Origin of the sequence: Mastigocoleus sp. MO_188.B34, assembly GCF_030065675.1 — a bacterium.
Taxonomy (GTDB): Bacteria; Cyanobacteriota; Cyanobacteriia; order Cyanobacteriales; family Nostocaceae; genus Mastigocoleus.
The window spans coordinates 37,577-62,821 of record NZ_JASJDK010000048.1 but is presented as its reverse complement, the minus strand read 5'-3'; the positions used below and the strand labels follow the sequence as shown (position 1 = coordinate 62,821).

22 protein-coding genes are annotated in these 25,245 nt (G+C 37.1%); 5 read left to right on the top strand and 17 right to left on the bottom strand.

Annotated elements, in window-relative coordinates; all coding sequences use genetic code 11:
* Positions 1–668: 668 nt before the first annotated feature.
* From phnF to phnD, 12 genes are all read right to left on the bottom strand, one after another.
* Entirely contained in the window at positions 669–1,421 is a 753-nt protein-coding gene (gene phnF, locus QNJ50_RS13905) for a phosphonate metabolism transcriptional regulator PhnF (protein WP_300636111.1), read from the bottom strand.
* 38 nt (positions 1,422–1,459) lie between these two features.
* Positions 1,460–2,608 (bottom strand): alpha-D-ribose 1-methylphosphonate 5-triphosphate diphosphatase, encoded by a 1,149-nt coding sequence (locus QNJ50_RS13900; protein WP_300636109.1) that lies wholly within the window; start codon positions 2,606–2,608, stop codon positions 1,460–1,462.
* A gap of 764 nt (positions 2,609–3,372) precedes the next feature.
* Complete coding sequence (gene phnL / locus QNJ50_RS13895) at positions 3,373–4,074, bottom strand: phosphonate C-P lyase system protein PhnL (protein ID WP_300636107.1); 702 nt, start codon at positions 4,072–4,074, stop codon at positions 3,373–3,375.
* Positions 4,075–4,420: 346 nt separating this feature from the next.
* Positions 4,421–5,251 (bottom strand): ATP-binding cassette domain-containing protein, encoded by an 831-nt coding sequence (locus QNJ50_RS13890; protein WP_300636105.1) that lies wholly within the window; start codon positions 5,249–5,251, stop codon positions 4,421–4,423.
* A 152-nt stretch (positions 5,252–5,403) separates the two neighbouring features.
* On the bottom strand, positions 5,404–6,327 hold the full coding sequence (locus tag QNJ50_RS13885; RefSeq protein ID WP_300636103.1) for an alpha-D-ribose 1-methylphosphonate 5-phosphate C-P-lyase PhnJ: 924 nt from the start codon (positions 6,325–6,327) through the stop codon (positions 5,404–5,406).
* Positions 6,328–6,423: 96 nt separating this feature from the next.
* On the bottom strand, positions 6,424–7,515 hold the full coding sequence (locus QNJ50_RS13880) for a carbon-phosphorus lyase complex subunit PhnI (RefSeq protein ID WP_300636101.1): 1,092 nt from the start codon (positions 7,513–7,515) through the stop codon (positions 6,424–6,426).
* 365 nt (positions 7,516–7,880) lie between these two features.
* On the bottom strand, positions 7,881–8,453 hold the full coding sequence (gene phnH, locus QNJ50_RS13875) for a phosphonate C-P lyase system protein PhnH (RefSeq protein ID WP_300636099.1): 573 nt from the start codon (positions 8,451–8,453) through the stop codon (positions 7,881–7,883).
* Positions 8,446–8,901: a phosphonate C-P lyase system protein PhnG gene (gene phnG / locus QNJ50_RS13870; protein WP_300636097.1), complete on the bottom strand. Its 456-nt coding sequence runs from the start codon at positions 8,899–8,901 to the stop codon at positions 8,446–8,448. Before phnG ends, phnH begins: the two co-directional genes overlap by 8 nt.
* A complete protein-coding gene (gene phnE / locus QNJ50_RS13865; protein WP_300636095.1) occupies positions 8,898–9,692 on the bottom strand; it encodes a phosphonate ABC transporter, permease protein PhnE in 795 nt (264 codons plus the stop codon). Before phnE (QNJ50_RS13865) ends, phnG begins: the two co-directional genes overlap by 4 nt.
* Before the next feature lie 54 nt (positions 9,693–9,746).
* Complete coding sequence (phnE, locus tag QNJ50_RS13860; RefSeq protein WP_300636093.1) at positions 9,747–10,544, bottom strand: phosphonate ABC transporter, permease protein PhnE; 798 nt, start codon at positions 10,542–10,544, stop codon at positions 9,747–9,749.
* On the bottom strand, positions 10,513–11,289 hold the full coding sequence (gene phnC, locus QNJ50_RS13855) for a phosphonate ABC transporter ATP-binding protein (RefSeq protein WP_300636091.1): 777 nt from the start codon (positions 11,287–11,289) through the stop codon (positions 10,513–10,515). Before phnC ends, phnE (QNJ50_RS13860) begins: the two co-directional genes overlap by 32 nt.
* Positions 11,290–11,606: 317 nt before the next feature.
* The gene (phnD, locus tag QNJ50_RS13850) at positions 11,607–12,527 is read right to left on the bottom strand and encodes a phosphonate ABC transporter substrate-binding protein (protein WP_300636089.1); all 921 of its coding nucleotides are present in this window, start codon (positions 12,525–12,527) and stop codon (positions 11,607–11,609) included.
* Between the two features lie 1,767 nt (positions 12,528–14,294).
* On the opposite strand from phnD, the gene QNJ50_RS13845 reads away from it, so the two are divergent.
* Positions 14,295–14,534 (top strand): hypothetical protein, encoded by a 240-nt coding sequence (locus tag QNJ50_RS13845; protein ID WP_300636087.1) that lies wholly within the window; start codon positions 14,295–14,297, stop codon positions 14,532–14,534.
* Positions 14,535–14,858: 324 nt separating this feature from the next.
* Here the strand turns inward: QNJ50_RS13845 and QNJ50_RS13840 are convergent, their stop codons facing one another.
* A complete protein-coding gene (locus tag QNJ50_RS13840) occupies positions 14,859–15,317 on the bottom strand; it encodes a cupin domain-containing protein (RefSeq protein WP_300636085.1) in 459 nt (152 codons plus the stop codon).
* Positions 15,318–15,722: 405 nt separating this feature from the next.
* Positions 15,723–16,046 (bottom strand): thioredoxin, encoded by a 324-nt coding sequence (gene trxA / locus QNJ50_RS13835; protein WP_300636083.1) that lies wholly within the window; start codon positions 16,044–16,046, stop codon positions 15,723–15,725.
* Positions 16,047–16,127: 81 nt separating this feature from the next.
* Here trxA and QNJ50_RS13830 point away from each other — a divergent pair, with 81 nt between their 5' ends.
* Positions 16,128–16,514, top strand: a complete 387-nt coding sequence (locus QNJ50_RS13830; RefSeq protein WP_300636082.1) for a helix-turn-helix transcriptional regulator — start codon at positions 16,128–16,130, stop codon at positions 16,512–16,514.
* Between the two features lie 250 nt (positions 16,515–16,764).
* Here QNJ50_RS13830 and QNJ50_RS13825 read toward each other — a convergent pair whose 3' ends face one another.
* Entirely contained in the window at positions 16,765–17,223 is a 459-nt protein-coding gene (locus QNJ50_RS13825) for a hypothetical protein (RefSeq protein WP_300636080.1), read from the bottom strand.
* A 243-nt stretch (positions 17,224–17,466) separates the two neighbouring features.
* Between QNJ50_RS13825 and cruF the strand changes: the two genes are divergently transcribed.
* Both cruF and cruG read left to right on the top strand, forming a co-directional pair.
* Positions 17,467–18,375 (top strand): gamma-carotene 1'-hydroxylase CruF, encoded by a 909-nt coding sequence (gene cruF, locus QNJ50_RS13820; RefSeq protein WP_300636079.1) that lies wholly within the window; start codon positions 17,467–17,469, stop codon positions 18,373–18,375.
* A gap of 39 nt (positions 18,376–18,414) precedes the next feature.
* Complete coding sequence (gene cruG, locus QNJ50_RS13815) at positions 18,415–19,620, top strand: 2'-O-glycosyltransferase CruG (protein ID WP_366914266.1); 1,206 nt, start codon at positions 18,415–18,417, stop codon at positions 19,618–19,620.
* Between the two features lie 268 nt (positions 19,621–19,888).
* Here the strand turns inward: cruG and rnhA are convergent, their stop codons facing one another.
* Positions 19,889–20,797: a ribonuclease HI gene (rnhA, locus tag QNJ50_RS13810; RefSeq protein WP_300636078.1), complete on the bottom strand. Its 909-nt coding sequence runs from the start codon at positions 20,795–20,797 to the stop codon at positions 19,889–19,891.
* Positions 20,798–21,278: 481 nt separating this feature from the next.
* Between rnhA and QNJ50_RS13805 the strand changes: the two genes are divergently transcribed.
* Positions 21,279–22,796, top strand: coding sequence for a site-2 protease family protein (locus tag QNJ50_RS13805; RefSeq protein ID WP_300636077.1), 1,518 nt, complete (start codon positions 21,279–21,281; stop codon positions 22,794–22,796).
* A 516-nt stretch (positions 22,797–23,312) separates the two neighbouring features.
* Here QNJ50_RS13805 and QNJ50_RS13800 read toward each other — a convergent pair.
* Complete coding sequence (locus tag QNJ50_RS13800; protein ID WP_300636076.1) at positions 23,313–24,485, bottom strand: MFS transporter; 1,173 nt, start codon at positions 24,483–24,485, stop codon at positions 23,313–23,315.
* Between the last annotated feature and the right edge of the window lie 760 nt (positions 24,486–25,245).

Below are 25,245 nucleotides of genomic sequence, written 5' to 3'. Positions count from 1 at the left end.
CGAGGCGATAAGCGGAGCATGCGCCTCTTTAGAGGCGATCGCCCCGAAGAAATCTCCTATTTTTATATTTCATTCTGTATCTATTTGTACTACGTTTTCAAAATGAGAATTGCTGAGAGCGAAATGACTCAATTTAGTTCTGCTTTTAAAGCATTGACGTAAAAATTTGATTTGGAACATATTTATACCCCTATCTATTAATCATCCATGATTATTGTTTGAAGAATATGCTTGGGAATGAACAGAAATACAAATACCTTGTAAATTATTTTTATTGGTAAAAGTATCTTTTATTCCCGATATTAATCTCTAAAATAAATATATAGTATAAAAATTATTTGTAGTTCAAAATACCTATAACTACCTATAATTACCGGTTGTTTCCTATTATTAGTAATAGATTTGCATTTACAATTATTGATTAATGCCTATTGTTAATGAAGTTACCGAATAGTAGCAAAAATTATTACAGTGTGAATTCTTACTTCAACACTACAACTACTAAGGGTATAACGTGAAAAAACATGAAAAAAGATGACTTCCATACTTTAAATAATCAAAAATAGGAAATCATCAGTAAATATCCAGCATAATAAGTGGATATCATTATTTATTATTTCATTTACTTTAAATTTCTGTCTCCATCACACATAAACTAGAGTTATTTATCAACCAGAAACTTCCAAGGTAAATCTATCCCCCCTAAAACGACTTATTGTATGTTCGATAATCTGCTGATGCTGGTCTTGAGCAGTTGCTCTAGTAATTAAAAGAGGGGAACCAGTGGGTATTTGTAATAATGCAGCATCCTCAGGACTAACAATTTCAGTCTCGATATAAGTCCGTATTCGTTTAGTTTCGATGCCATAAAATTTTTGTAAAATACCGTAGAGAGAATAAGACTTGTAAATTTGGTTTGGTAATTCCGGAAATTTATCCAAAGGTAAATAAGAAAGGCTAACACATAAAGGTTCGTGTTCGGGAATGCTATTCCCAGTGATTTGAGGACTACCAGTACGAAGAACTTTTAATTCAATCAAGATCGAATTTGGAGCAACTTCCAACAAAATTGCTAGTTGTTCTGAAGCAATTATGGTTTGGACGTTAATAATCCTCAAACTGGGGAGATAACCGAGTTTTAAAAGAGAATTACTAAAACTGGTTTTAGTATTAATGGAATAATGCAAACGCGGTTGGGCTACAAAAGTACCCCTTCCTTGCTGACGATAAGCCATTCCTTGTTCGACAATCATACCAATGGCTTGCCGCACCGTTAAACGATGTACGTTATGGTGTGCTGCAAGTTGGTTTTCTGAAGGGAGTTTATCACCTGGCTTATAAACTCCGGTTTGAATGTCTCCAATTAGCTGGTAGGCTATTTTGCGGTAGAGTGGAACACCCTCTTGATGCTGTGAAATCATCTCTGATATATTTCACTCAACTTAAAAGTTAACGCTTATTAATAAGTGTAATTTGTTTGAAAAACTACTTTACCTCGAACCCAGGTAGTAACTATCTGAGGGAAGGTTTTAGTAAATTTAATTGCAATCAAATCTGCTCGTTTACCTACTTTGATTTCACCTCGATCGTGTAAATTAAGTACTTGGGCTGGGTTACGTGTGACTAAAGATATAGCATCAGGTAAAGACCAATTTAATAAATGGGGCAGTTGAAAGACTGATGCAAGTAGGCTTGCAGGAGAATAGTCAGAACATAAGATATCACAAACTTGATTTTCAATTGCTTCAATTGCTTTAATCGAGCCACTTTGACTTTTACCTCGCAGCAAATTAGGAGCGCCAAAAATAGTCTTCATTTCTTGACATCTAGCGCTTTGGGCTGTGGATAAGTTAATTGGAAATTCGCTTATTTTTACTCCCAGGGCGGTCATTGTCTGAATCCGTTCTGGAGTATCATCATCGTGGCTTGCTACCTGTATATTGTGTCTAAGAGCTTCTGAAACTAAGATCTTGATTCGCTCTAATGCTCCAGCAGCATTTTCTAATTTACGGTTAGCTAGAGCTTGTGCTTGGTCAGTTGTCTTGTTATATGTGCGAGATATGTAATCTAAGTATGCTGGTAGGTTCTTAAATTGTCCCTGTCCTGGAGTGTGATCCATTAGGGAAAATAAATCTACGCAATTTTGCTGTAGTAGTTTTAATAAAATTGGTAAACCAGTGGGATCGGTAATCTCATAACGACAGTGAACCCGATTATCAACTAAAGCTTGTTGTTGATAGTCATGAATAGCCCGAACGATTTCTGCAGCTTTTTTATTATTACGCACTCCCAATTCTTCATTAGCAAAAGAAATAGCATGAAATGGAGTCGTAATACCTGCAGCTGCATTTCGTCTATCAATTTGAGCAATAGCAAACTTGGTTGGGAAAAAGGTATTTGGGCGCGGTTCAATTTCTTTTTCAATAGCATCACAATGTAAATCAACGCATCCTGGAATCAGCAATTTGCGATCTAAATTAAAAGATTTAACTGCAGATGTTGACTCTGGATTAATTGCAGTAATGTAACCATCTTCAATTAGTAGAGAAGCATCTTTTATTACATTTGAAGATGTCACTATATCAGCATGGGTAATATAGATTTTCATTGTAATTTTTATTGGGGATCAAGAATGGAGGCGTGCGATCCTGAATCTCTTAGAGATGAGAATTAGTATCTCTCCAAGAGACAATTTAGACAATGATTAATAACTTCAGTACTAGTTAAATTAAAATTTTTGATGTTTCTCCAGGCATCTAAGATTAATTCTAAAAAAAGATATATCATCTTCTTTCAAGAACGTTATGAGAACTCAAAAATATATAAATTTTAAAGCAGTAATTTGAATTAAAAATACAGATTATTTAAATTGTTTAGATACTCCTACCAGTTGGTTTACTGGTTTAAAGTTAATCTAAATAAAACCTCGACAAAGAAACCCCAGATTATTTAGCGAGTTTGTAATTTTAGATTTATAACTTTGAGTTCGTAACTTTGAGTTCGTAACTTTGAATTCGTAACTTTGAATTTGTAACTTTGAATTTGTAAATTACAAATTACCTAAATGATACTAATATGTCTATTTTCATATCTACCTAAAATCCTCAATATATTTGAGGAAATTTAACCCTTCACAGCAAGAAATTCTAGAACAATATATTTGTGATGTAATTATCGCAGCGAGCACAAACTATCTAGCAAGACCAGACCAAAACTAATTACAAAAAATTCGAAAATTACACGCGACCGCGCATATTCATATTAAGCCTTAACTTTCATCTAGTTTAAGGCTGAAAATATAAATATTTCTGTCCGATGACTTACATACAGAATTTAATTTCAGTAAAATGATGGCTTTAATCCAAAGTAAATTTACTTAACAGAAACTCTATTTGATTCTAAGGTTACGGTACTATCTGCTAGTTCAGAGATAATTTGTGGTTCATGAAATACAGCAAGAATAGCTGTCCCTTCTTCTTTTGCACGTTTAATTAGACTTATCACCTTCTTGCTTGTTTCAGGATCGAGACTTGCTGTTGGTTCATCTAAAAGCAAAAGTCGCGATCGCATTATTAAACTACGAGCAATATTAACCCGTTGCTTTTCTCCACCGGAAAAAGTAGCAGGGGAAACTTTCCATAATCTTTCGGGAATATTTAATTCTTCAAGAATTGCTTGTGATTTATTTCTTGCTTCTTTTCTGTCAACTCCCAAATCAAACAAAGGTTTTGCGACTACGTCTAAAGTATTTTGACGTGGTAAAAAATCAAGGAATTGGGTTACAAAACTCATTTGCGAGCGCCGTAATTTTAATATTTCATATTCACTTGCAGTAGCTAAATCAATCCAGTTATTTTGAACGTCAAGATAATTAATATTGCCATTACTAGGTAAGTAAGTACGATAAATACATTTAAGTAAGCTACTTTTTCCGACACCAGAATTTCCCACCAAAGCGGTTAATGTTCCTGTTTCTAAAGTTAAATCTACTGGTTTCGCTGCAGGAATGATTTTTCCTTGTTCGTGCAATACAAATTGTTTGGTTAATTGTTTGATACGTAGGATTTGTTTCATTGGGGATTAGTGATTGGAGATTGGCGATAGCGTTGCTAGCGTAGGTATTGCGTGGTGTCAGCCATATAGGGATTGGTGATACGCCCACCGCAAAAGGCATATGGGAATTTGGCGTTACCCCTAATGCGGCTACAGTTATTGCGTGATGCAACACATGATATGGGGATTGACGATTTGCATGAAGGGATTTCCAGAAAAAATTTAAATTTTGCAATACCATTATTTTTCATCTGTAGGGACGCACATCGGTGGGCTCTGACGATTGGTATATTGTTGTTTTTGGAAAGTTGTTTCTAAGATGGTCATTTTCCCAATCGCCAGTAGCTAGTCGCTAATCCCCAACACCTCAAAGCGCCGAAGCAACTAATTGTTGGGTATAAGCATGTTGAGGGTCTTCTAAAATTTGATCTGTTAAACCTGACTCCACAACTTGTCCATATTTCATAACTAAGGTACGGGACGCTAAAAGACGAATTACTCCTAAATCATGGGTCACCACAATCATTGCTACGCCCAGTTGCTGCTGAATTTCCAGGATTAAATCCAGTATTTTAGCTTGGACAGATAAATCTAAACCTGTAGTCACTTCATCTAAAAACAACAGTGGTGGATCTATTGCTAAAGCACGAGCGATTTGTACCCGTTGTTGCATTCCTCCAGAGAATGATGCAGGTAAACAATCCATTCTTTGAGTTAATACTTCTGTACGTTCCAATAGACGGCGAATACAATCACGAATTTGTCCGTAATCAAATAAATCCCCCATTAATAGACGTTCGGCGATATTTCCTCCTGCAGATATGCGGAAATTCAAGCCCAAATGAGGATTTTGATAAACCATCCCAAACTTATGGTTGCGTAGCCAGCGTTGCTGGGCAGCATTTAAGCTGAATATGTCGTACTTTGTCTCTTTATCTGTAAATATTACTTCTCCTGCTGATGGTAATTGGTCGAAATATAACATCTGCACTAAGGTAGATTTACCACTGCCTGATTCCCCCATCACCCCCAGAATTTCTCCATGATGTAGTTGAAAAGATATATCCTGTAAAGCTACGACACTACCACATTTAGGGCAGATATTAGTGTTTGCGGCTTCCCCCGTCATCTTCAAGCAATCCAAACATCCTTTACCGTAAATCTTAGTGATTTTGTTGACTTCTAAAACCTTAGCCATCTTTAGTCTTTGCGAATTTAGTTTTGAGGGACTAGTTCTTGATTTTTTATAATTTTGATTTTATGTATAAGAAACAAGTACTTCTATTCCCTATTTCCTTTAGACATCTCCGAAAAAGAATATAAAAGCCTTGTGTAGTCAGGGGTGATATCTCATTTCTGGAGATGTCTTTTGTCTTTTTCCCTGCTTCCTGCTCCCTGTTTCCTTTTCTCTAACAGAGACTTTAGCAATTGCATATTGCAATAATCACTATCGGAACACTGATAAACTTTTCGCCCAAAATCATCGATGAACTCATCTAAAAAGCTATTATTAGAACCACAACGATTACAAGTACGACGTTGTCCGGTTTGGTCTATAAAATCTTCAACGCGGAAGGGGACGTCACTAAATGAAAGAGGTTTAGTTTTAGTGTAAGGTGGCACAGCATAAATTTTCTTCTCTCTTCCCGCTCCAAATAAATAAAGTCCCTCTGACTGATGTAGTTTAGCAACATCAAACCTAGGGATAGGTGAAGGATCTATCACGTAAGCTCCATTAATCTGACAAGGATAGCGGTGGGAAATTGTAATTTCAGAAAATTGCACCATATCCTCATAAAGTTTGACCCAGAGTCTTGCATAATCTCCTTCACCGTGCATTTGTTTGCGTTTGGCTTCACTAGCTTCTACCATCACTAAAGGATCTGGATAGGGTACCTGTAAAACAAGAATTTGACCTAGTTTTAGAGGGAATTCTGGTATGCGATGACGAGTTTGAATTACTGTTGCAGTCAGGGTATGTTTTGTTAGAGATACCCCCGGACAAGTTTTGCTGATAAATTTACGGATATTAACCGCATTTACTGACTCATCACTCCCCTGATCAATAACTTTAAAAGTATCATCGGTACCTAATATTGAAAGGGTAATTTGTAATCCTCCCGTACCAAAACCTCTAGCAATCGGCATTTCTCTGGAAGAATAAGGTACCTGATAACCGGGAATAGCAATTGCTTTGAGTAGCGATCGCCGAATTTCCTTTTTTGCATCTTCATCCAAAAAACCAAAGTGGTATTTATGAGTTTGTTGTTTCATTGGGGACTTGGGGAAAGTGTGGGAAGTGTTGGAAGTGTGGGAAGTGTTGGAGGATGGGGAAGAGCAAATTACAAATTACTCATTACTTCTTACTCCTTACTTTCCTTCCCTTCCTTGAGTTTTTCGCAAGCGATCAAGGTCTGACTGAAATGTGACGTAGTGAGGCATTTTATAGTGAGAAGTAAAACCCATTGATTCAACACCGTCAATATGTAATAAGACATATTCAGGATCCTCTGAAGGGTTATCAGCTCCATTTTTTTGCCCTTTTTGTAGTGCTCTGTCGAGAATCGCCATGGAAATTGCTTTTACTTCGTTGTGTCCAAAGCAAGCACCATAACCCAAACCAAATTTCGATTTACCGTTTTCTTCGCTCTTGTCGTACATTGCAACTATCTCGCATTCGGTAATTAAAACTTCCCCAGCTTCAATTAATTCTTTGGTAATTGGGTGGGGTAACATCACCGGTAAATAACCAACTCGTAGTTCTGCTACTGTCGGATGAATATCCCCATAACCGCGCATATTAGAATATGCGATCGCTAATAAAGATCCAGTTTCAGCTCTTGTCATTTTTGCTAATGCAGCAGAACGAGAAATAGGAAATACTAAGGGTTGACGAGTAATATCGAAGGCTGACGCAGTATTTTGAGAAATTGGAGGAAGTAAACCTTCTTTACGTAAATACTCCAGGACTTTAGGAAAAGTTGTCGGAAGATTTTCCTTTGGTATGTCCTGGAGCCAGTTTTGAGTTATCTGGCGAAATTCTTCTGGAGACTCATCCAATAGTTCAAATCGAAATAGACGCTGGAGATAATCGGGAGTCGGACCAAGCATTTGTCCCCCAGGAATATCTTTGAAAGCGGCAGAAATACGGCGAATCAAACGCATATTTTTACCTTGATGAGGCGGAGTAAATCCCAAACGAGGACATGTAGAATTATATGCTCGTAAATAAAATGCTGCCTCTAATGTATCTCCAGCGCTTTGTTTAATAGCTAAAGATGCTAATTGTGGGTGGTAAAGTCCTCCTTCTGAAAGAACCCTACTATGGAGAGCATGAAGTTGATGGCGAATAGTATCTAACTTTAAAGGTTGTTGATTACTTTCCTGGGCACGTAAAAATTCTAATAATTCTGCAGCTGCGGTAATCGCTCCTTCTCCACCTTTAATCGCAACGTATCCCATATTTATTTGAGTAATGAGTAATAAGTAATGAGTAATGAGTAATGAGTAATGAGTAATTAGTAGATTGTTTTTACTTCTGTTTATTTATTCAGGATATTAATTATTCAATAATTATCTCATTGTTTTTGTCAAATTTTGTACCAATATTTGTTATCCTAACTAGGATTTAATTTAATCATTTCTTCGCCAATAATCTTTATAGGCAACAAATTTTTTTACCGATTTAAGTAATAATTAACAAGTGATGATTACATACAGAAAAGAAGAATTGAATAGGAAAATAAGATGAATAATTTATTTTAAATTATGATTAACGAGTAAATAAATCACACACTCATTACTCATTACTCATTACTTATTACTTATTACTTATTACTTATTACTATTTGAGTCGTTCGCGGTATGGCTATAACTTTTGTCCGAGCTAAAAGTAAAAAATCCACACCTAAAGGGAAATCAATTACCCATTCCCGTCGAGCCACCCACCAAGCAGAATCGAAACCAGAAATTTTGACCGAACGATACCCAGGAATACCGGGTCCTGTTAGCTTTAAATTTGTATTTCCCTCTCCCAAACTGCTTCCTTGAAGGAGGATGGTTGCTCCTTTTTCTGGACTCGGTAAAGTCCCTAAATTAGGTGTGAAATCAGTGGGAGGTGGATTGGTTGCATCAACCACCACAAAATTTGCTTCTGAAACCTCAACTTCTTTGGCTCTGAGTAAACGTCGTTCCCTATCTTGAAGTAGTTTGCCATTATCATTGAAAAGTACACTGGCATCTAATAAAACAGCTAAAACTCCCAACAATGCCGGACTATCATCTAAAAAATTACTCAAATCGGCAATAGTTCCAGGAAGTGCAAAGCAATCTAACAATTGGCGAAAAATTTTTTGTTGGATGTCACCGCGCCAAATCGGCTCTAATTCGATTTCAATCATCGACTTCTGGTGTAAGTAGGGATAAATTAATCCGAGTTTTTGCTAATATTGCTCCACGTAATGCTTCTTCCTTTTGTTTTTTGATAATCCCTTGTTGGACGGCTTGTAAAACTTGTTCCCATCCCAACAACTGATTTGCCAAAATTGCATCACAGATTGCTAATGCTACAGCTAAATCAGGAGTATCATTCATTACTGATGCTGCTCCCTGCCAACTTTCACCATTTGCGCTTAACTTCACCCAAGCTGTAGATAAAGGTATTTCGCCCAAATAATATGATTCTTCAAAAACACCATCCTGCATTTGAAGTAAAGAAAGTCCATTTTCAGGCAAAGCTTCATGTTTAATTTCCCAACCTTTCATGAGGCAATTCGCTAGTTCAATTACCATGGTCTCTGGATGGGCTGTTAATGCCCTTACCCATTGACTGCGGGGAATATCTTTCATATAAGTCTCCCGCGTAGCCAAACTGAGATGTAATCAATGGTAACAATAGTTAGCAATACGATTAAAATCAAAGCTGCCGAAGAGTCATATTGGAATAAACGTAGATTTTTTTGCAATTCTAAACCAATACCACCTGCTCCTACTAAACCTAAAACTGTAGCCATCCTAATATTACGATCAAAAAGATACAAGGTATAACCAGTTACCTCCGACAACATTGAAGGAAAAGCTGCAAACACGATGAGTTGGACGAAGTTTGCCCCGGTTGCAACTAGTCCTTGATAGATACCAGGATTAACTCGTTCCATGCTATCGGCGAAGAATTTTCCTAAAAAACCTGTAGTGTGAATTCCCAAGGCTAATACCCCAGGTAGGGGTCCGACCCGCAAGACACTAACCAAAAGCAATGCTAAGATTAAATCTGGCATAGCTCTTAAAAAATTTAATATTTCCCGCGCAAAGCGGTAAGCAATTGGATTAGGTGAAAGGTTTTTTGCTGCTAGTGGTGCAAGTAAAATACTCGCACTAAAAGCGATAAAAGTTCCCCAAAATGCGATCGCTAAAGTTTGTCCCATTAACATTAAGTATTGGGGAAAATTAGTAAAGTTTGGAGAAATATAACGACTGAGATATTCAAAAGTATTGGTTATACCTAAAGCAAGACTGCTAAAAGAGAGTTCTAAAGCGTTAATCATTAAAATTAGAACAATCAAGCAAATACCTGTATATAATGGTACCAAATTGCGGGGCTTTGGCGGCAGTGGAGGTAGAAAATTATTGTGGGAACGCATGTTTAAATTACTTTCTCAGATTAATTTTTTAAATTAAATTTCCAAATTACTTTTTCAGATAACTTTGCTGCGAATGGTGTTAGATAGGCGATCAAAAAAAGTAACAACTAAGTAGATTGAGAAGAGAATTAGTACCAAACGACTATAGTAAAACAAGCGAATACTTGAAACTAACTCGTATCCAATACCACCCGCTCCAACTAAACCTAGAATTGTGGCAGCACGAACATTGCGATCAATAACATAAAGTACAGCACCACAAAAATCTGGTAAAGCTTGGGGTAAAATCGCAAACATTAATATTTGTAACTTGCTTGCTCCGGTAGCCTTAACGCCAGATATTACTTTTTGATTAACTACCTCCATACTTTCAGCAAAAAATTTAGCGAGAAATCCAGTGGTGACAAAAGTAAGCGCCATTACTCCGGGTAAAGGACCCAAACCAACTGCAGATACAAATACTAACGCCCATACAAGTTCTGGTAGAGCGCGCATAAAACTAAGGATGTTGCGAGTAATATGATACACCAAAGGGTGAGGTGTAGTATTAATAGCAGCCAAAATACCCAAAGGGAAACTTAAGACTAGAGCCAAAGCAGTAGCAACAATAGCTATTTCAATTGTTTCCCAAAGCTTACTGGCCAACTTCGGCAAATATTCCCATTGGGGTTGAGTAAACCAATGACTGAGAAAGTCTAATAAATTATCCCCAGAATTGTAAATGTGCTGGGGGTTCATTTCCACAATTGGGGCTGTTAAGACTAACAGTACAGTAATAATAGTAATACCAATGATAATACCTATATGCGGTAGACCATTTTTAGTTGACCATTCCCAGTTGAATATGCTCATCAATATTTCCATCCTCCCGCAGGTAAATTTTCCGTATAGCATCGCTCCCTAATTCCTTTGGGGAACCATCAAAAACTACTTTTCCTGAGTTGAGACCAATAATTCGGTCGGCGAAATTCATGGCTAAATCGACTTGATGCAAGCTAGCAACAACAGCGATCCCATCTTCACGACAAATTTTTTGTAACAGTGTTAATATTTCTTCGCTGGTTACAGGGTCGAGGCTTGCTACTGGTTCGTCTGCGAGAATTATTTTTGGTTGCTGTGCAAGAGCTCGAGCAATACCTACCCGTTGTTGCTGTCCTCCTGAGAGACAATCGGCGCGCTCCCATGCTTTTGTAGTTAAATTTACTCTGGCTAAAGCCCAACGGGCAATAGTCTTATCTTGCTTTTTAAATAAGTACAGCAAACTCATCCACCAAGGGTTATGATGCAATCTCCCAATTAAAACATTGGTCATCACATTTAAGCGTCCAACCAAGTTAAATTGTTGGAATACCATTGCAGCTTTAGCACGCAAACGAGACATATTTTGAGGTGTTAATTTTTGACCTAAAACAATTACTTCTCCTGATGTGGTACTTTCCAAGCCATTAATTATTTGCAATAAAGTTGATTTCCCTGCACCACTCGGTCCTAAAATCACGGTAAAACTACCAGCAGAAATACTTAATTTTGTTGGTTTAAGTGCTTGTAAGCCGTTATTGTAAGTTTTAGTGACTTGCTTAAGTTCAATTACATACATTTTGGTTTGTGTTTATATTTATTTAATAATTCAAAAGTAAATAAAAAAGTAGTTTTACTGACAGGAGACAAGTTTTCTGTCTCTATTTTTCTGCAGCCAGATAATTTCTATATTCGAATCACTCTTATTTTTTGATATCAAGAAGCTTTTATCAGCTAAAGCTATTTTTCCTAGTAAAAAATCCTAAATTCTAATTTCTCTTCCCAACTTTCTATTTCCCGTTTCTTCTCAAAAAATAAAGACACTCTTAGTGAGTAAGTTTATACTCGCCAAAAATGTCTACTTTCTGAGATACAATAATATCAACCAATTTACTCTTATTTAAGAATTTCATCACGCCCCAAACCCAGTTCCTTAACCATGTCGCGAATCAATTGGTAATCTTGGGGATCGACTGGATCGTAACGCTCTAATTCTCCATACCCACTAACTTTGATGTCTTTATGAGCATTGAGAATTGAATCCCTTATTTTTGCTTTTAGAGACTCATCTAACTCACGGCGATAGGTCAAAGGTAAACCAGGAAGTGGTTCGGATTCAAGCAAAATACGGTTAGTTTCTTTGGATATTAAGCCTCTTTTTAACATCCTATTGTAAGTGATGTCATTATCAGCCGCTGCATCTACAGTTTTATTTTTTACAGCTAATTCAGCAGCATCATGACCTCCTGCATAACTTAAGTTACCAAAAAATTCCTGAGGCATTTTGCCAGTTGCTTTTTTTACTAAATAGGTAGGAACTAAACTACCGCTAGTGGAAGCAGGATCGACAAAAGCAACATTCTTACCTTTAAGATCTTGAATTGATTTAACCTCAGAATTTCCTGGAACAACAAAAATACTTTTATAAGTAGAAAGACCTGTACTTTTTCTCACCCCGACTGCAAATGCTTCTGCATCAGCTTCTTTCTCAGCTAATACGTAAGATAAAGGTCCAAACCAAGCGATATCAACTTTATCCCTTTTCATTGCTTCAATTACGCCAGCATAGTCAGTTGCAGTAAAGACTTTCACTGGACGTTCTAGTCTTTTCTCCAAGTAAACTCGCATGGGCTCAAATTTTTCAATAGTTTCTTCATTGTTCTCTATTGGGATTAGTCCCATTACAATCTCTTTTTTTGATTCACCGGAAAAAGATGGATTGTCAGAGTCTTTAGTATTTTTACTAGAAGTTTGATTACAAGCTCCCAAAACTGGTAAAAGAATCAATAAAGCTGTTAATAATTTACGGCGATACATAGCTGTAATTTATTTAGTAGGTTGGACGAGCAGCAAAAATTAATTGATTCATATGAAATATGACTAAAAATTATTATTACTGTCTCAACAGCAAAAATAGCAATACTTTCAGGACTTACGCACGGACAACACAATTACAGTAATTGCGACGCAGGTTAGCGTTAGTGTTTCCGCAAGGAAATAGCAATCTCAAACCAATGACCTTTCGGTCAAGCTAGAGCCTGAGACGCGCCTAAAGGCGTAAGCGCAGCCATACCGTAAGGTTTAACAGCGACGCCGGAGCCTCTAGCTATAGCTGCGCTACCTATGGAGCCGCTACCTTACGGATCCGCTAATGGAAATAAGTCCCTTCGGGACTCGCTATCCTAAAGTAACGAGTGCGTAAGTCTTAACTTTAAAAGTTAGTTATTAAATTATATACAAAAGTGACAAATAATATATGTATATATGCTACATCAATGATTTTTGTGCGCATATAATTTTTGCAATTAATAATTATAGATACATGGCAACAAAAAACACTTTAGATGTCACAGTATTTAAAATGACCAGATTTTTCTTGCGACATAATGAGCACAGAGTAATGACAAAAAACATATCAATTTTTCAATTTTTATCAGTATATTCAGGGATTAATAACAGCTTTTCTGTTGTTTGGACGCTAACAAATAACTCACAACATCAAGTATTGAGCAAAGCTTATATTAGGCACAGTAAGTAATTTGAACTATTTATTAATTTAATAATATATACATATATATTTTTTTTTAAATGTAAAAAATGTAAAAAGTGTAAACTAAAGTGATATATTATTTGTTTCAAGGAAAACGTAGTAGAAGACTATATCTATATCTATCCTAAGACATAGAAGCATATGATTACAAAATTTGTAAATTTATTCTTCGGACAATATCCCATAAGTTGAAGGATAGATAGAGTCTCAGACTGGCAAATAGGCAGTTAAAAGATAGAAATCAATACTTTGACTGTTGCGATTCGAAAGCAAAATCAATTATGTATGAAAGCAAAGCATATTTCTTTATTCTCCTAACTTGACCGCAATTCATAAATTCACAAATAGACCCCAATAAATACTGTTTTTCTTCCGATTTACCTCTAGTCTTAACAAGTAAAATATTGTATGTGTATTCATATTTTATGTTCCTCAAAGCCTTATATTTGTAGTAATTTTTGTCGCATTCCTTTTACTCATGCGGTAGATAACCTTATCCCAGTCTCTTCTAGGTTACTGGAAAGTACTACACCTAAATAACTAAAGAATCCAATTAATTCTGGCTTCGAGGAAGCATAGATTCTGTTAAGCTCCACTTAAGTTTTGTTCTCACTTGCAAATGTTGGGAAGTAAGCAAAAGTAATTACGGACTTCAATAAATATAGACTTAAACTGCTTGAAGTTAGTTCGCACTATATAGAACATCGAAATCAATAAAAAACCAGAGACTGCTTATTCCAGATAGCAGAAGTAAATAGTTCCTCCCTAAGGACTTTCCATCTTAATTACTTCGCAAAAAATAGCTAATTGAGATAATATTTCATTAAATCCCCATCGGAATAGAAGTATCCCGAGGATAAAATCATTGATGAATATCTAGAACAACCTCCAGCTTTAGATTCCTTAATAATATTTATTGTGCAATAAATTTCAATCAGATTGGCTAAGTTCGAGAATGAAAATACCAATATTGATTGCACCCAAAATATCTTTTTCAGTATTTCCCTAGTAGTAAAATCTCGGAGAAAAGTAAAATGCTTGGTACAAAAGGTGAAACTTTAAACATCAATGACTGGTTGGCGAGAGCAGGATTCAAACAAACAGATATTATCAAAATGCAACCCGATTTAATTCGCAACCTCAATAAACAGTGGCGAATTTATCGAGAAAATGTACAAACCTTTATGGAAGAAAATGGTTGTTGCGATCCATCTCAATTTCAAATTAATCATCCATATCGTACACCCCAGTTGCTTGAACTTGGGGAAAATTGATACTTTATCTTTTTTACTTTATCTATTGACTGTTTGTGATTGATTGGAAAAGATAAGTTATCAAAGAAGATAAAGTACAAAATTGTTGCGATTTTGCTTAAATATTCCCGGAGTTAAATATTTCCGTAAAATTATAGTCAATCTATCTAATTCGATTGATGCTACACGGCTTTTACTTAAAGCTGACCAAGCCTGGTTTAGAGACGTTCCACAGGGCGTCTCTAAGTTTTGATGTTATTAAATTAATATTACTGTAATAATTTTTAATTAATGCAAGATTTTTAAAATTATGATGGGTAGTATTTTCTTCTCGTATCTGAAAAATTAATTGTAAACAGTACCATCCTTGTGAGTGAAAATGATACCATGCTCATTAGATTTAGCTTTTAGATCCTCATCTGGATAATTAGCCTCATCGTTAGATTTACGAGCGCCAATTTCTAGGTACACTGCGACTTTTGAAGAGCGATTTACTAAATGGTGTCCATCTTCCTCTCCAGAAGGGAAACCAGCAGTCATACCCGCGCCTAAAATTTCCTCACCTGAATTGGTAATCAGCGTGAGTTTCCCCTCCAGGATGTAGATAAATTCGTCTTCTTGGGAATGCCAATGTCTTAATGCAGAACAGCTTCCTGGTTGCAGATGCACGAGGTTGACCCCAAAATCATTCAAACCAGCAGCATTACCTAACCTCTGTTTAATTCTTCCTGCAACTTTAGCTTTGAATTGCTCTGGGTAGTTAGTACCCGTTTCCTTGGGTACTTCAGAAGGGTTAATAATCATATACTTTTTTTACGAACTAATAATTTACAGATAACAATCAGTTGTTCAGTTAATGCGCTGTCGCGCACGCAATACCTACGGTACGCTTCCGCTAGGCGCTAACAGTTTATGGCTAGCCACGCCCTTACGGGCTACAGTCACCAGCGATCGGTGAAGCGAATACTTACAGCACGCTTACGCTAGGTCGCGCACGCTTTGCTAACGTCGTAAGGCGCAGACTTTTACCCATTACCTATTACCCATTACCCACTACCAAAATGACACAGGGGGAGCAAGCAAAATATAGTGTTTGCCAAAACAAAAAGCAGGAGAAGCAAAGATAAACAAAGGAATAAACCCGAAAAGTTATACTAATATACCTTGCTTTCTCCCTAACTTGTTTAACTTTTTTTGCCCCTTTATCTGCTAGAGATACTGTGATAAAGTCTTAGCAATGGTTGTTTTTGGTACTGCACCCACAACCGTATCCACTTGTCTACCACCCTTAAACACCATGAGTGTAGGTATACTGCGAATTCCATAGTGACTTGCAACGGTGGGATTTTGATCTGTATTCAGCTTAACCACTTTTACCTGTCCCATATATTCCGCAGCAACCTCATCAACTACGGGGGTCACCATTCGACAAGGACCACACCAAGGTGCCCAAAAATCTACCAGAACAGGCATTTCACTTTCAAGTACTTCTTGCTTGAAGGTGGCTTCTGTCACATCTGTAACGGATGACATACTTGCCCTCTCTACATTTTTTCAAGTATTCGATAAAATCGAACAAATAAAATATAGTTCTTTTTGCGAGATAATGCAACTATGAGATTTTTGTATCACCCAGACCAAAGAGACATCACATTACCGGGAGTATTGTATGCATTGGGTGACCCAGTCCGCTTGGAGATAGTGCGGTTGCTGGCTGAGAAAGGGGAGCAATGTTGTGCTGATTTTGATTTTGTCATCTCCCGTGAGGGAGCAGCACCCCGCACCATAGCAAAATCAACGATGTCAAACCATTTCAAAATTTTGAGAGAGTCTGGAGTGGTGTTTACACGTAAGGAGGGGACACAGCATATAAATAAGTTACGGCGACAAGATTTGGAAGAATTGTTTCCCGGTTTGTTAGAAGCTGTGCTTTCTTCTGCAAAGCCATTAGCAACTTCTCAAGGTGAACTGACAAAACAAGCAGCTTCATCGTTTGGTTAATACTTCAAGGATATTATTAAAAGTTTTGCTATGAAGGTTTTCGGTCGTCTGAAAGCTATTATTGTCCGCCTGGCAATTAAAAATGAAATACATAAAAATTAAATAAATAAATAAAAAAGTAATTTATTTATTAGTTTTACCCTGGGATGGCTTTACAATTATTCAGGGCATATACTGTATTGAAAATACAGACTAAGAGTACTCGATAGAGTTTTTTACGCATTACCAAATGCTAGTTACAAGCTACCAATCACCCATTACCAATTATCAGTGATAATTTATCAGTTACCAACATATGAATTAGTATTCCTGTCACTAAACCGATCAAGGAAAGAATAAATGTAAACCAAAAAAAATGCTTCGACTTAAATCCAGCCATTTGAAAATCTACTCGGACTAAAGTTGTAGCGCAAAAAATTAATAATCCAAATAAAAACGAGCGGAACCAAGCAAGGATAGCAAAGAGAAATAGCGAGCTTAATATTACACCACTAAAAGCTCGCCAACCCGATTTAAAAAATGTATTCAAAAAATTGACAATCCTGGAAGATGGGTTTGTTAAAACACTATTTACAAATAAAGCAATTACTGCGATCGCAATCCATATATACCAAGGCGAGTTAATTTGAGATATTTTCCACCCCAAGCAGCCATAGGTAAAAAATAGAAGCATTAAGGATAATTTGGGAAGCTTGAGCAAAGTTAACATGGGCTGTCACTAGCAATGCTATTCTAAGTGATTTAGCAAATATTTATTACAAGTTTTGCTACATTTTAATGTGATTTTATTTACTTAAGTATTTGGCTTTGCGGGAATTATAATCAAGCATAAATATAAATTTTCCCGTAAATACAGGCAATTATCTGGTAAATTTATTTAAAATATTTCGTAAATATTTGTAAACTGTTAATTGTTAAATAAGCGTAATTCGCCTCATATTAAGGGATATTCATGAGAAAATCTGCGATTGCCGAGCGTATTTGCCTGGGAGGGCATATCTTGTCCCTGGTTTTTGGGCTATTGGGCATACTACTAGTAATACCTCATCCTGAAATGCTTGTACATTTTGGCTCATATGGGCAAAATGCAATGCAGCTAAGCATGGCTGGTGGGGGTGTTTTATATATGATTTTGGGTGCAACTGCTGTATTTTTGTACCTTAGAAGAAACTTGGGTTTGATTTGCGCTTTAGGATTTGTCTTACCTTCTGTATTCATATCTTTAGGAGCCGAGCTTCTTGGTACTAGTACCGGATTTCCTTTCGGTAATTACAGTTATTTAAGTGGTTTGGGTTATAAGGTTGCAGGTTTAGTACCTTTTACTATTCCCTTGTCTTGGTTTTATGTGGGATGTGTTTCTTATTTACTCGCACGTATTGGCTTGCAGGTAGATAGAAAACCTAGTTTTTTGCGTCATGCAGCTGCGGTGATTTTAGGTGCTTTTTTACTAACCTCTTGGGATTTTGTGCTCGACCCTGCAATGAGTCAAACATCTTTACCATTTTGGTACTGGGAAAAACCCGGAGCCTTTTTTGGCATGCCTTACCAAAACTTTGCTGGCTGGATGGGGACAGGTGCTCTGTTCATGGCTGTAGCCGCTTTTTTATGGCGAAATCAAACTGTTAATTTAGACCGTTCCCAACTGCATTTTCCTTTGATTGTCTATCTCAGTAATTTTGCTTTTGCTATTGGATTAAGTGCTGGTGCAGGTTTTACTATTCCAGTAATTTTGGGTTTTTCAGTTGGGATTTTACCGGCTTTTGCCTTGTGGATTAAAGCAACCCCCACAACTACAACATCAATCATAGAAGCTGTCACCAACCAAGTAACAACAGGTTCTATAGATTCTGTCGTTAAATAAGCAAAAAAACATTGTCAAGAAATATCTTAAAAGAAGATTGTGGTCAAAGATTGGACTATTTTGAATGGTATCTGTCTATCACTATTAATGATTCAGGTACCTGCGGCTCTGGTTATGCTGTCGCGAATCTTTAAAGGGGCGATTCGTCACTCTCCAATCGAACCGCAAAATCCAACGCCAGATCTTTTAGGTAAGGTGAGTGTGGTCGTTCCTACCCTGAATGAGGCACAACGTATTAGCCCACTACTGGCTGGCTTAACTCGACAAACTTACGAAGTCAAAGAAATTATTGTTGTTGACAGCAACTCTAAGGACGGTACGCCAGATTTAGTAAAAGCAGCAGCAGCAGACGATCCTCGTTTTAAACTAATAAATGACGATCCATTACCCAATGATTGGGTTGGTCGCCCCTGGGCTTTACATAATGGTTTTTTGCACAGTTCTGAAACAAGTGAATGGTTCCTCGGAATGGATGCCGATATCCAACCATCAGCAAAGCTAGTTAGTAGTTTAGTGCAAACTGCAATAAGCCACGGCTATGACTTAGTTTCTTTATCTCCAAAATTTATTCTTAAGTATCCAGGAGAGTGTTGGTTACAACCAGCATTATTAATGACTTTGCTTTATCGTTTTGAATCTGCTGGCGTGGATACTCAAGCAGCACAGAGAGTAATGGCTAATGGACAGTGCTATTTGTGTCGTCGTTCAGTATTAGTATCAGTTGCTGGTTATACCAGTGCCAAAAGTTCTTTTTGTGATGATGTAACTTTGGCGCGAAATATTGCCAGTGCAGGTTTTAAAGTTGGTTTTTTAGATGGAGCAAAGGTACTTAAAGTTCGCATGTATGAAGGGGCGTTGCAAACTTGGCAAGAATGGGGGCGTAGTTTAGATCTAAAAGATGCCTCCAGTCGCGCTCAAACCTGGGGCGACCTGTGGTTACTGGCTTCAGTTCAGGGTTTACCTTTATTAATCGTCCTAAGTTATTTTATTTTTAAAGTACCTTTTGATACTTCGTTTTCTTTCGTACTGCTATTGCTAATACTAAATATATTTCTCCTACTCGTGCGGTTTGGAATGTTATTTGCAATTGCACCTTCTTATGAATTGAGTCAAGCAAGAGGGGCTGGGCTATTTTGGCTTTCACCTTTAGCCGATCCCCTAGCAGTAGTAAGAATTTTACTCTCAGCAGTCAACACGCCACGGGAATGGCGCGGACGGAAATATACAGTAAACAAGTCAAGATAAACCATAAAAGTTAATCTTTGACGGTTTATTTTGACGTTGAATGGTAAACAGTTGACGGTTGACAGTTGGGTAGTCAGTGGCTATCACCAGTCCTGAACTACCTACACTTAACCGTCAATCAACAACTAAATCTATTGCTAGCCGGTCACTAATGATGAATGACACATCACACATTCAAAGTGACAAAAAATTCAAAGTGACAACAAATTCAAATTAACAAGTGAAAAATGACAAGTGAAAAATGACAAGTGAAAAATGACAATTTCGATCAATCTTCATCATTCACTAAGTCAGCACGTTCGAGTTCCCAGAGAATTTGATTGCCTTCCCTTCGTACTCGTGAAACTACCCAGTTTCGCCAACGCCATTGGTCACCTCGACTGGTTACAGCGCTAGCATGAACATCCATTAAGTCTGCTAGTTCTGAGCTAGTTATTAAGTAGCCTTTTTCTGCAATCTCGTCCGCAATCCGAAGGGTTTCTACCAAGTTGTGTAAGTGTGCGATTCTTATTTCGCCTGATTTATCCTCGCTTACAGCAACAGCAGAGGCATTAGATGAATCCATATTGGTTGTATCCGATGCAAAAGTACTGGTTTGATGTGTATCTTTGTTAATTATCGTAGATTTGCTGCCAGAATCCGAGACCTTTACTGCTTCTATTTGATTTGTTTGCAGCGAATCGGGGTTTTTGGCATTAGAATCTAACGATTGTTTGAGTTGGGGATATTTACCACTAGCAAAAGTCGTCGCTATCTGGTCACAACGTTCGTTACCCGTGTTACCAGAATGACCTCGGACATGTTGCCATTTAATTTGTTGGGTATTTAGTTGGTCGAGAGTTACCAACAAATCTTGATTGAGAACTGGTTTCCCATTTGATTTTTTCCAACCCTTTTTTTTCCAACCACCTACCCACTTGGTAACGCAGTTGATGAGATATTCGCTATCGGTGTAAAGAGTAATAGAATCTCTTTGCTCCGTTGTTTTGAGAAATTGTAACGCGGATATCGCAGCTTGCATTTCCATGCGGTTATTTGTTGTTTGAGGTGAAGAATCACCCATTTCATGGATTGAACCATCATTAAAATAAACAACCACTCCCCAGCCACCTGGACCCGGGTTTCCCGTGCAAGCTCCATCAGTATATATACTTTCGATCGTGGGTACTGAAGACATAGTAAGAATATATAAGACTCAAAAGCAAATTATTGCAATTCTTCAGGGTAGTTAATGTAACATCTTTTGGTATTAAATCTCTAAAAAATCCCAAAATAAAAATACTCGGGCAATTGAGGATAGATCTTCATAGTACTCGATTCCGGACATTTCAACTGATTTTGGATTAGATTAATTGCTGGGTAATAGGTAACGGGTAATGGGTAATAGGTAATAGGTAACATACATCTCCGACAAAAAATGTAGAGACGTACCAGAGGCTTTGCCGACGCCGCAGGCTCTGGTACGTCTCTACAAGGATTTTGGGTTACACATATTTAATTTCCGGAGAGGTCTAATGGGTGATGGACAATAAAGCAATAGAAAAAATGTCGTTATTACTACCTTTATAGAAGCTGTCGGCGATAAACGTTATAGATTATTAATATCCTCAAAGACCTGGTAAATTCAGGTTTGATTATCAAAAGTGAGTTATTTGGAGATGGTTACAGCACAGACTCCTGTAGTTGCGGCTATTGTGTTAGTCAGTTTTGGGATATTAGGTTGGGGCTTCTTTCGCGCCAAAGGCTTTGGCAAACTAGGAATTTTAGCCTGGTTACAGTCGGTAGTGTTAATGGTACCTTGGTTATTATTTTTTGGCCTGTTTGCTGCCGGAATTTATGTTAATCTCGCAGGAATACTACTTTTAATTGTTGTTTCTACTACGGTTTATATTGCCATAGGAAGAAAATTGCGGGAACTTGGACAAGATGCCATACTGCGACAAAAAGCAAACCAGAGAATAGCTTCAGAAACGTCATCAGAATCTTCTAGTTCCGATCTAGAATCTTCTAGCAGTGAAAGTAGCACCTCAGAGCAAAAAATTCCTGAATTACAACCGGAAATAATTCCCATTCCGGAAGAAGACTTGAATGTCATCAAAGGAATTTTTGGTATTGATACGTTTTTTTCTACCCAAACTATTGCTTACCAAGAAGGTGCAATTTTCAGAGGAAATATTCGGGGAGAACCGGAAGTTGTTCACGAACGCCTCAGTGCTAATTTAAAAAAATCTTTGGGCGATAAATATCGCTTATTTTTAGTAGAAAACACTGATGGTAAACCTGTAGTAATTATTTTGCCTAGTCGTAATGAACCCCGTTCTATGACACTAGCGCAAAAAATATTTGGTGTAATTCTATTTTTTGCGACTATCGCAACAAGTATGGAAGCTGCAGGGATTCTGCTCAGTTTCGATTTCTTTGCTAGCCCAGAACGTTACCAAGAAACTTTAGTTATTGCTGGTGGAATTATTGCAATTTTAATTTCCCACGAAATCGGTCATTGGTTCTTTGCTCGACGCTATGATGTTCGTCTGAGTTTGCCTTATTTTATTCCAGCAGTACAAATTGGTTCTTTTGGTAGTATTACACGCTTTGAGTCAATATTACCTAGTCGGAAGGTACTATTTGATATTGCTTTGGCTGGCCCCGCAACTAGTGGAATTGTATCTTTAGTTTTATTAATTGTCGGATTTTTACTATCCCAGCAAGGGAGTTATTTCGAATTACCCAATCAATTTTTCCAAGGTTCGATTTTGGTTGGAACTTTAGCAAAAGTCATTTTAGGTTCTGCTTTGGAATCACCCTTGGTGGGGGTACATCCATTGGTGATTATTGGTTGGCTGGGTTTGGTCATAACTGCTTTAAACTTAATGCCAGCAGGACAACTTGATGGAGGACGTATTGTCCAAGCGATTTACGGGCGTAAAACTGCACAAAGAACTACTATTGTGACTTTAATTGTGTTGGGATTGGTTTCTCTGGGAAATCCTTTAGCAATATATTGGGCAATTGTAATTTTGTTTTTACAAAGAGATTTGGAGCGCCCCAGTTTAAACGAAATTACTGAACCAGATGACGCCCGTGCTGCTTTGGGTTTATTGGCATTGTTTTTGATGATTACAACTTTAATACCTTTAGCTCCTGCTTTGGCTGGCAGTTTGGGTATTGGTAATTAAATGTAAAAATGTACTACTGAGATTTGATTGAGGAATAACTAGCTCTGTACAGCAATAAACCTAATCAACCAGAATTCTGCTAGTCCCAGATATGGAAGTAGCACTCTTAAGTCCAAAATCAAAATAGAGACGTAGCAATACTGCGTCTCTAGAAATACTTTTTTACAAAAATAATTGGTGGTGAAGTTATATATTGACGGATTATTAGAAATAATCACAGAAATTTCTAAAATTTACCCGTATCACATCAAATAAAGGCAAAGAAATCATATTTGTCCTTTATTTGTCCCCAGTTTGTCACCATACCTGGGGAATAATAGCCTCAGACATAGATAACTATCGATTTGTTCCTCTTTTCGCCCAGGTAAAAGCAAGCTTTGCCTGGGGATTTTCGTTTCTTTAATTATTCAAATTAACATAATTCAAACGTTCAAGCAATTTGTGTTGTGAAATGTAACAGATTGGCGATTGGCGTTAGCGTAGCGTGACGCGACAGCGTCATATGGGAGTTGGGGATTAGCGACTCGCAGCAATACATAATCCTGATAACAAAAATGCGATCGCACCGCCAATAGCTTCAGCGACGGGTTCCCTCAACAATCGTTCTGGAACTAGTATATTTGTTACTGCTAAGGATAAGGATATACCCGCAAAAAACATTCCTACTCCTAAGCCTGACCATTTGGGAGGAACGACTGATAGGGCGAAGGGTATTCCACCGTTGATAATTAAGCTAAAAGCTGCAATTAGTAAAATAAATGTGGCGATCGTGGCGTTGGTAAATACTATGGACACCATCAGAACGATGCTAGCCCCAATACCATATAACATCGCTTTACTGTTACCTATTTTACTAGCAATTATGCCTGCGGGAACTGCAGCTAAAGCAATTACGATGCCAATACCAACCATTTCCCAATTAATATTAATGTTGAGTTGGGCTTGCAATACTTTGGCTAAAGTATCCATTAATAGTCGTGCACCCAAGCCAATTCCTGCACCGGTTCCCAAAATTAAACCTAATTCCCGAATAATTCCCCTTGGATCGGCGTCAGAACTATCTATGGGAGAGTTGGGTTGGTTGAAAAAACGTAATACTGCTGCTGAAGTGAATAGAGCAATAGAACCAATGGCAAAAATTGCTAATGGAGAAAATTCCAATACTACCCGATCCGCGACTGGTCGAAAAGCATTAACTGTTCCTCCAACTAGGGTTAGTATACTCGCTGCGATTGGTAAATCTTCTGGGGGAGTATAACGCCGCAATAATGCAACCGCTGGAGCGCGAAATAGCATCATTGAAACAACCCAAGCGATAGACAATACCGGTAGTAACCAACTAGTTATCTCTGACCTGTCAAAAACAGTCAGAATAAATGGAATTGTCATGAACAATATTGAAGAAACGATCGCACTTTTCCAAATAAAGGGAAAGCGGTTTCCTTTTTGCTGTGTTAACCGGTCGGAAAATCCACCTACAAGTGGTTCGAGTATCACAGCTATAGCGTTTTCTAAAATTACTAATCCGGTTACTAATTGGGTGGAAAAACCAAATGAAGTCAATAACTGGGTCAAATAAAAATTATAAATCAACCAAGTGAGGAATATAGCCCCTATAAAAGCAGCTAAACCCCAAACCTGCGACCACAAGATAAAAGGTTTTGATGAGTCTGATGAGGGGGTACTCATATTTTTTTCAAAAGTCAAAAGTCAAAAGTCAAAAGTTCACCACACATGATTTTTTCCAAACATCCTCTAATGGCTATTAATTTCTGGATGAAGAGATTCAATTAAGAATTTGAAAAAAGTAGTGTTTGCTATATGCCCCAATTTATCTTAATCGTCAATACTTTTACCATTAAGATTTTATTTTTTATTTATTTCAGTTTTTATCGGATTTTTAGTTACGTAGTAACAAAACAAAAATTATTCAGAAGATTGATATTACCGTATATTCTTGGAGCTAAATCTAGATAAATTTAAATCATATTAAAATACTTATGAAATATTTTTTGTAACTATGAATTTTTAGAATTAATATTTCTATAGTTCTCGATATCGGTTATGTTAGTAGGTATGAATAGGCAAACAGAAATGAACAATAGTAGAATTAACTAAGTACATAAAAATATTGTTAATATTACTTGTAGCAATCCTAAATAATTAGTGAACATCAAAAATGATTGCTATATACTACTTACATAATCTGTAAACTTTTGTTGTAGGGTGCGTGATACTTGAAGTGAACTAAACGCATGAATAAAATTTTAGTGTCACCCACCACCAGTATATTGTGACAATTACGTAAGTCTTTACTTACGCAGCATAATTTTAATTTACGAAATTTTAAAGTATTTAGATACTTTGATTACTTAAAAATATTTATTTCACAAAATAATTGATTCAATATTTTATAGATTAATAGGGGTGAGTATGTACTTTAAACTCC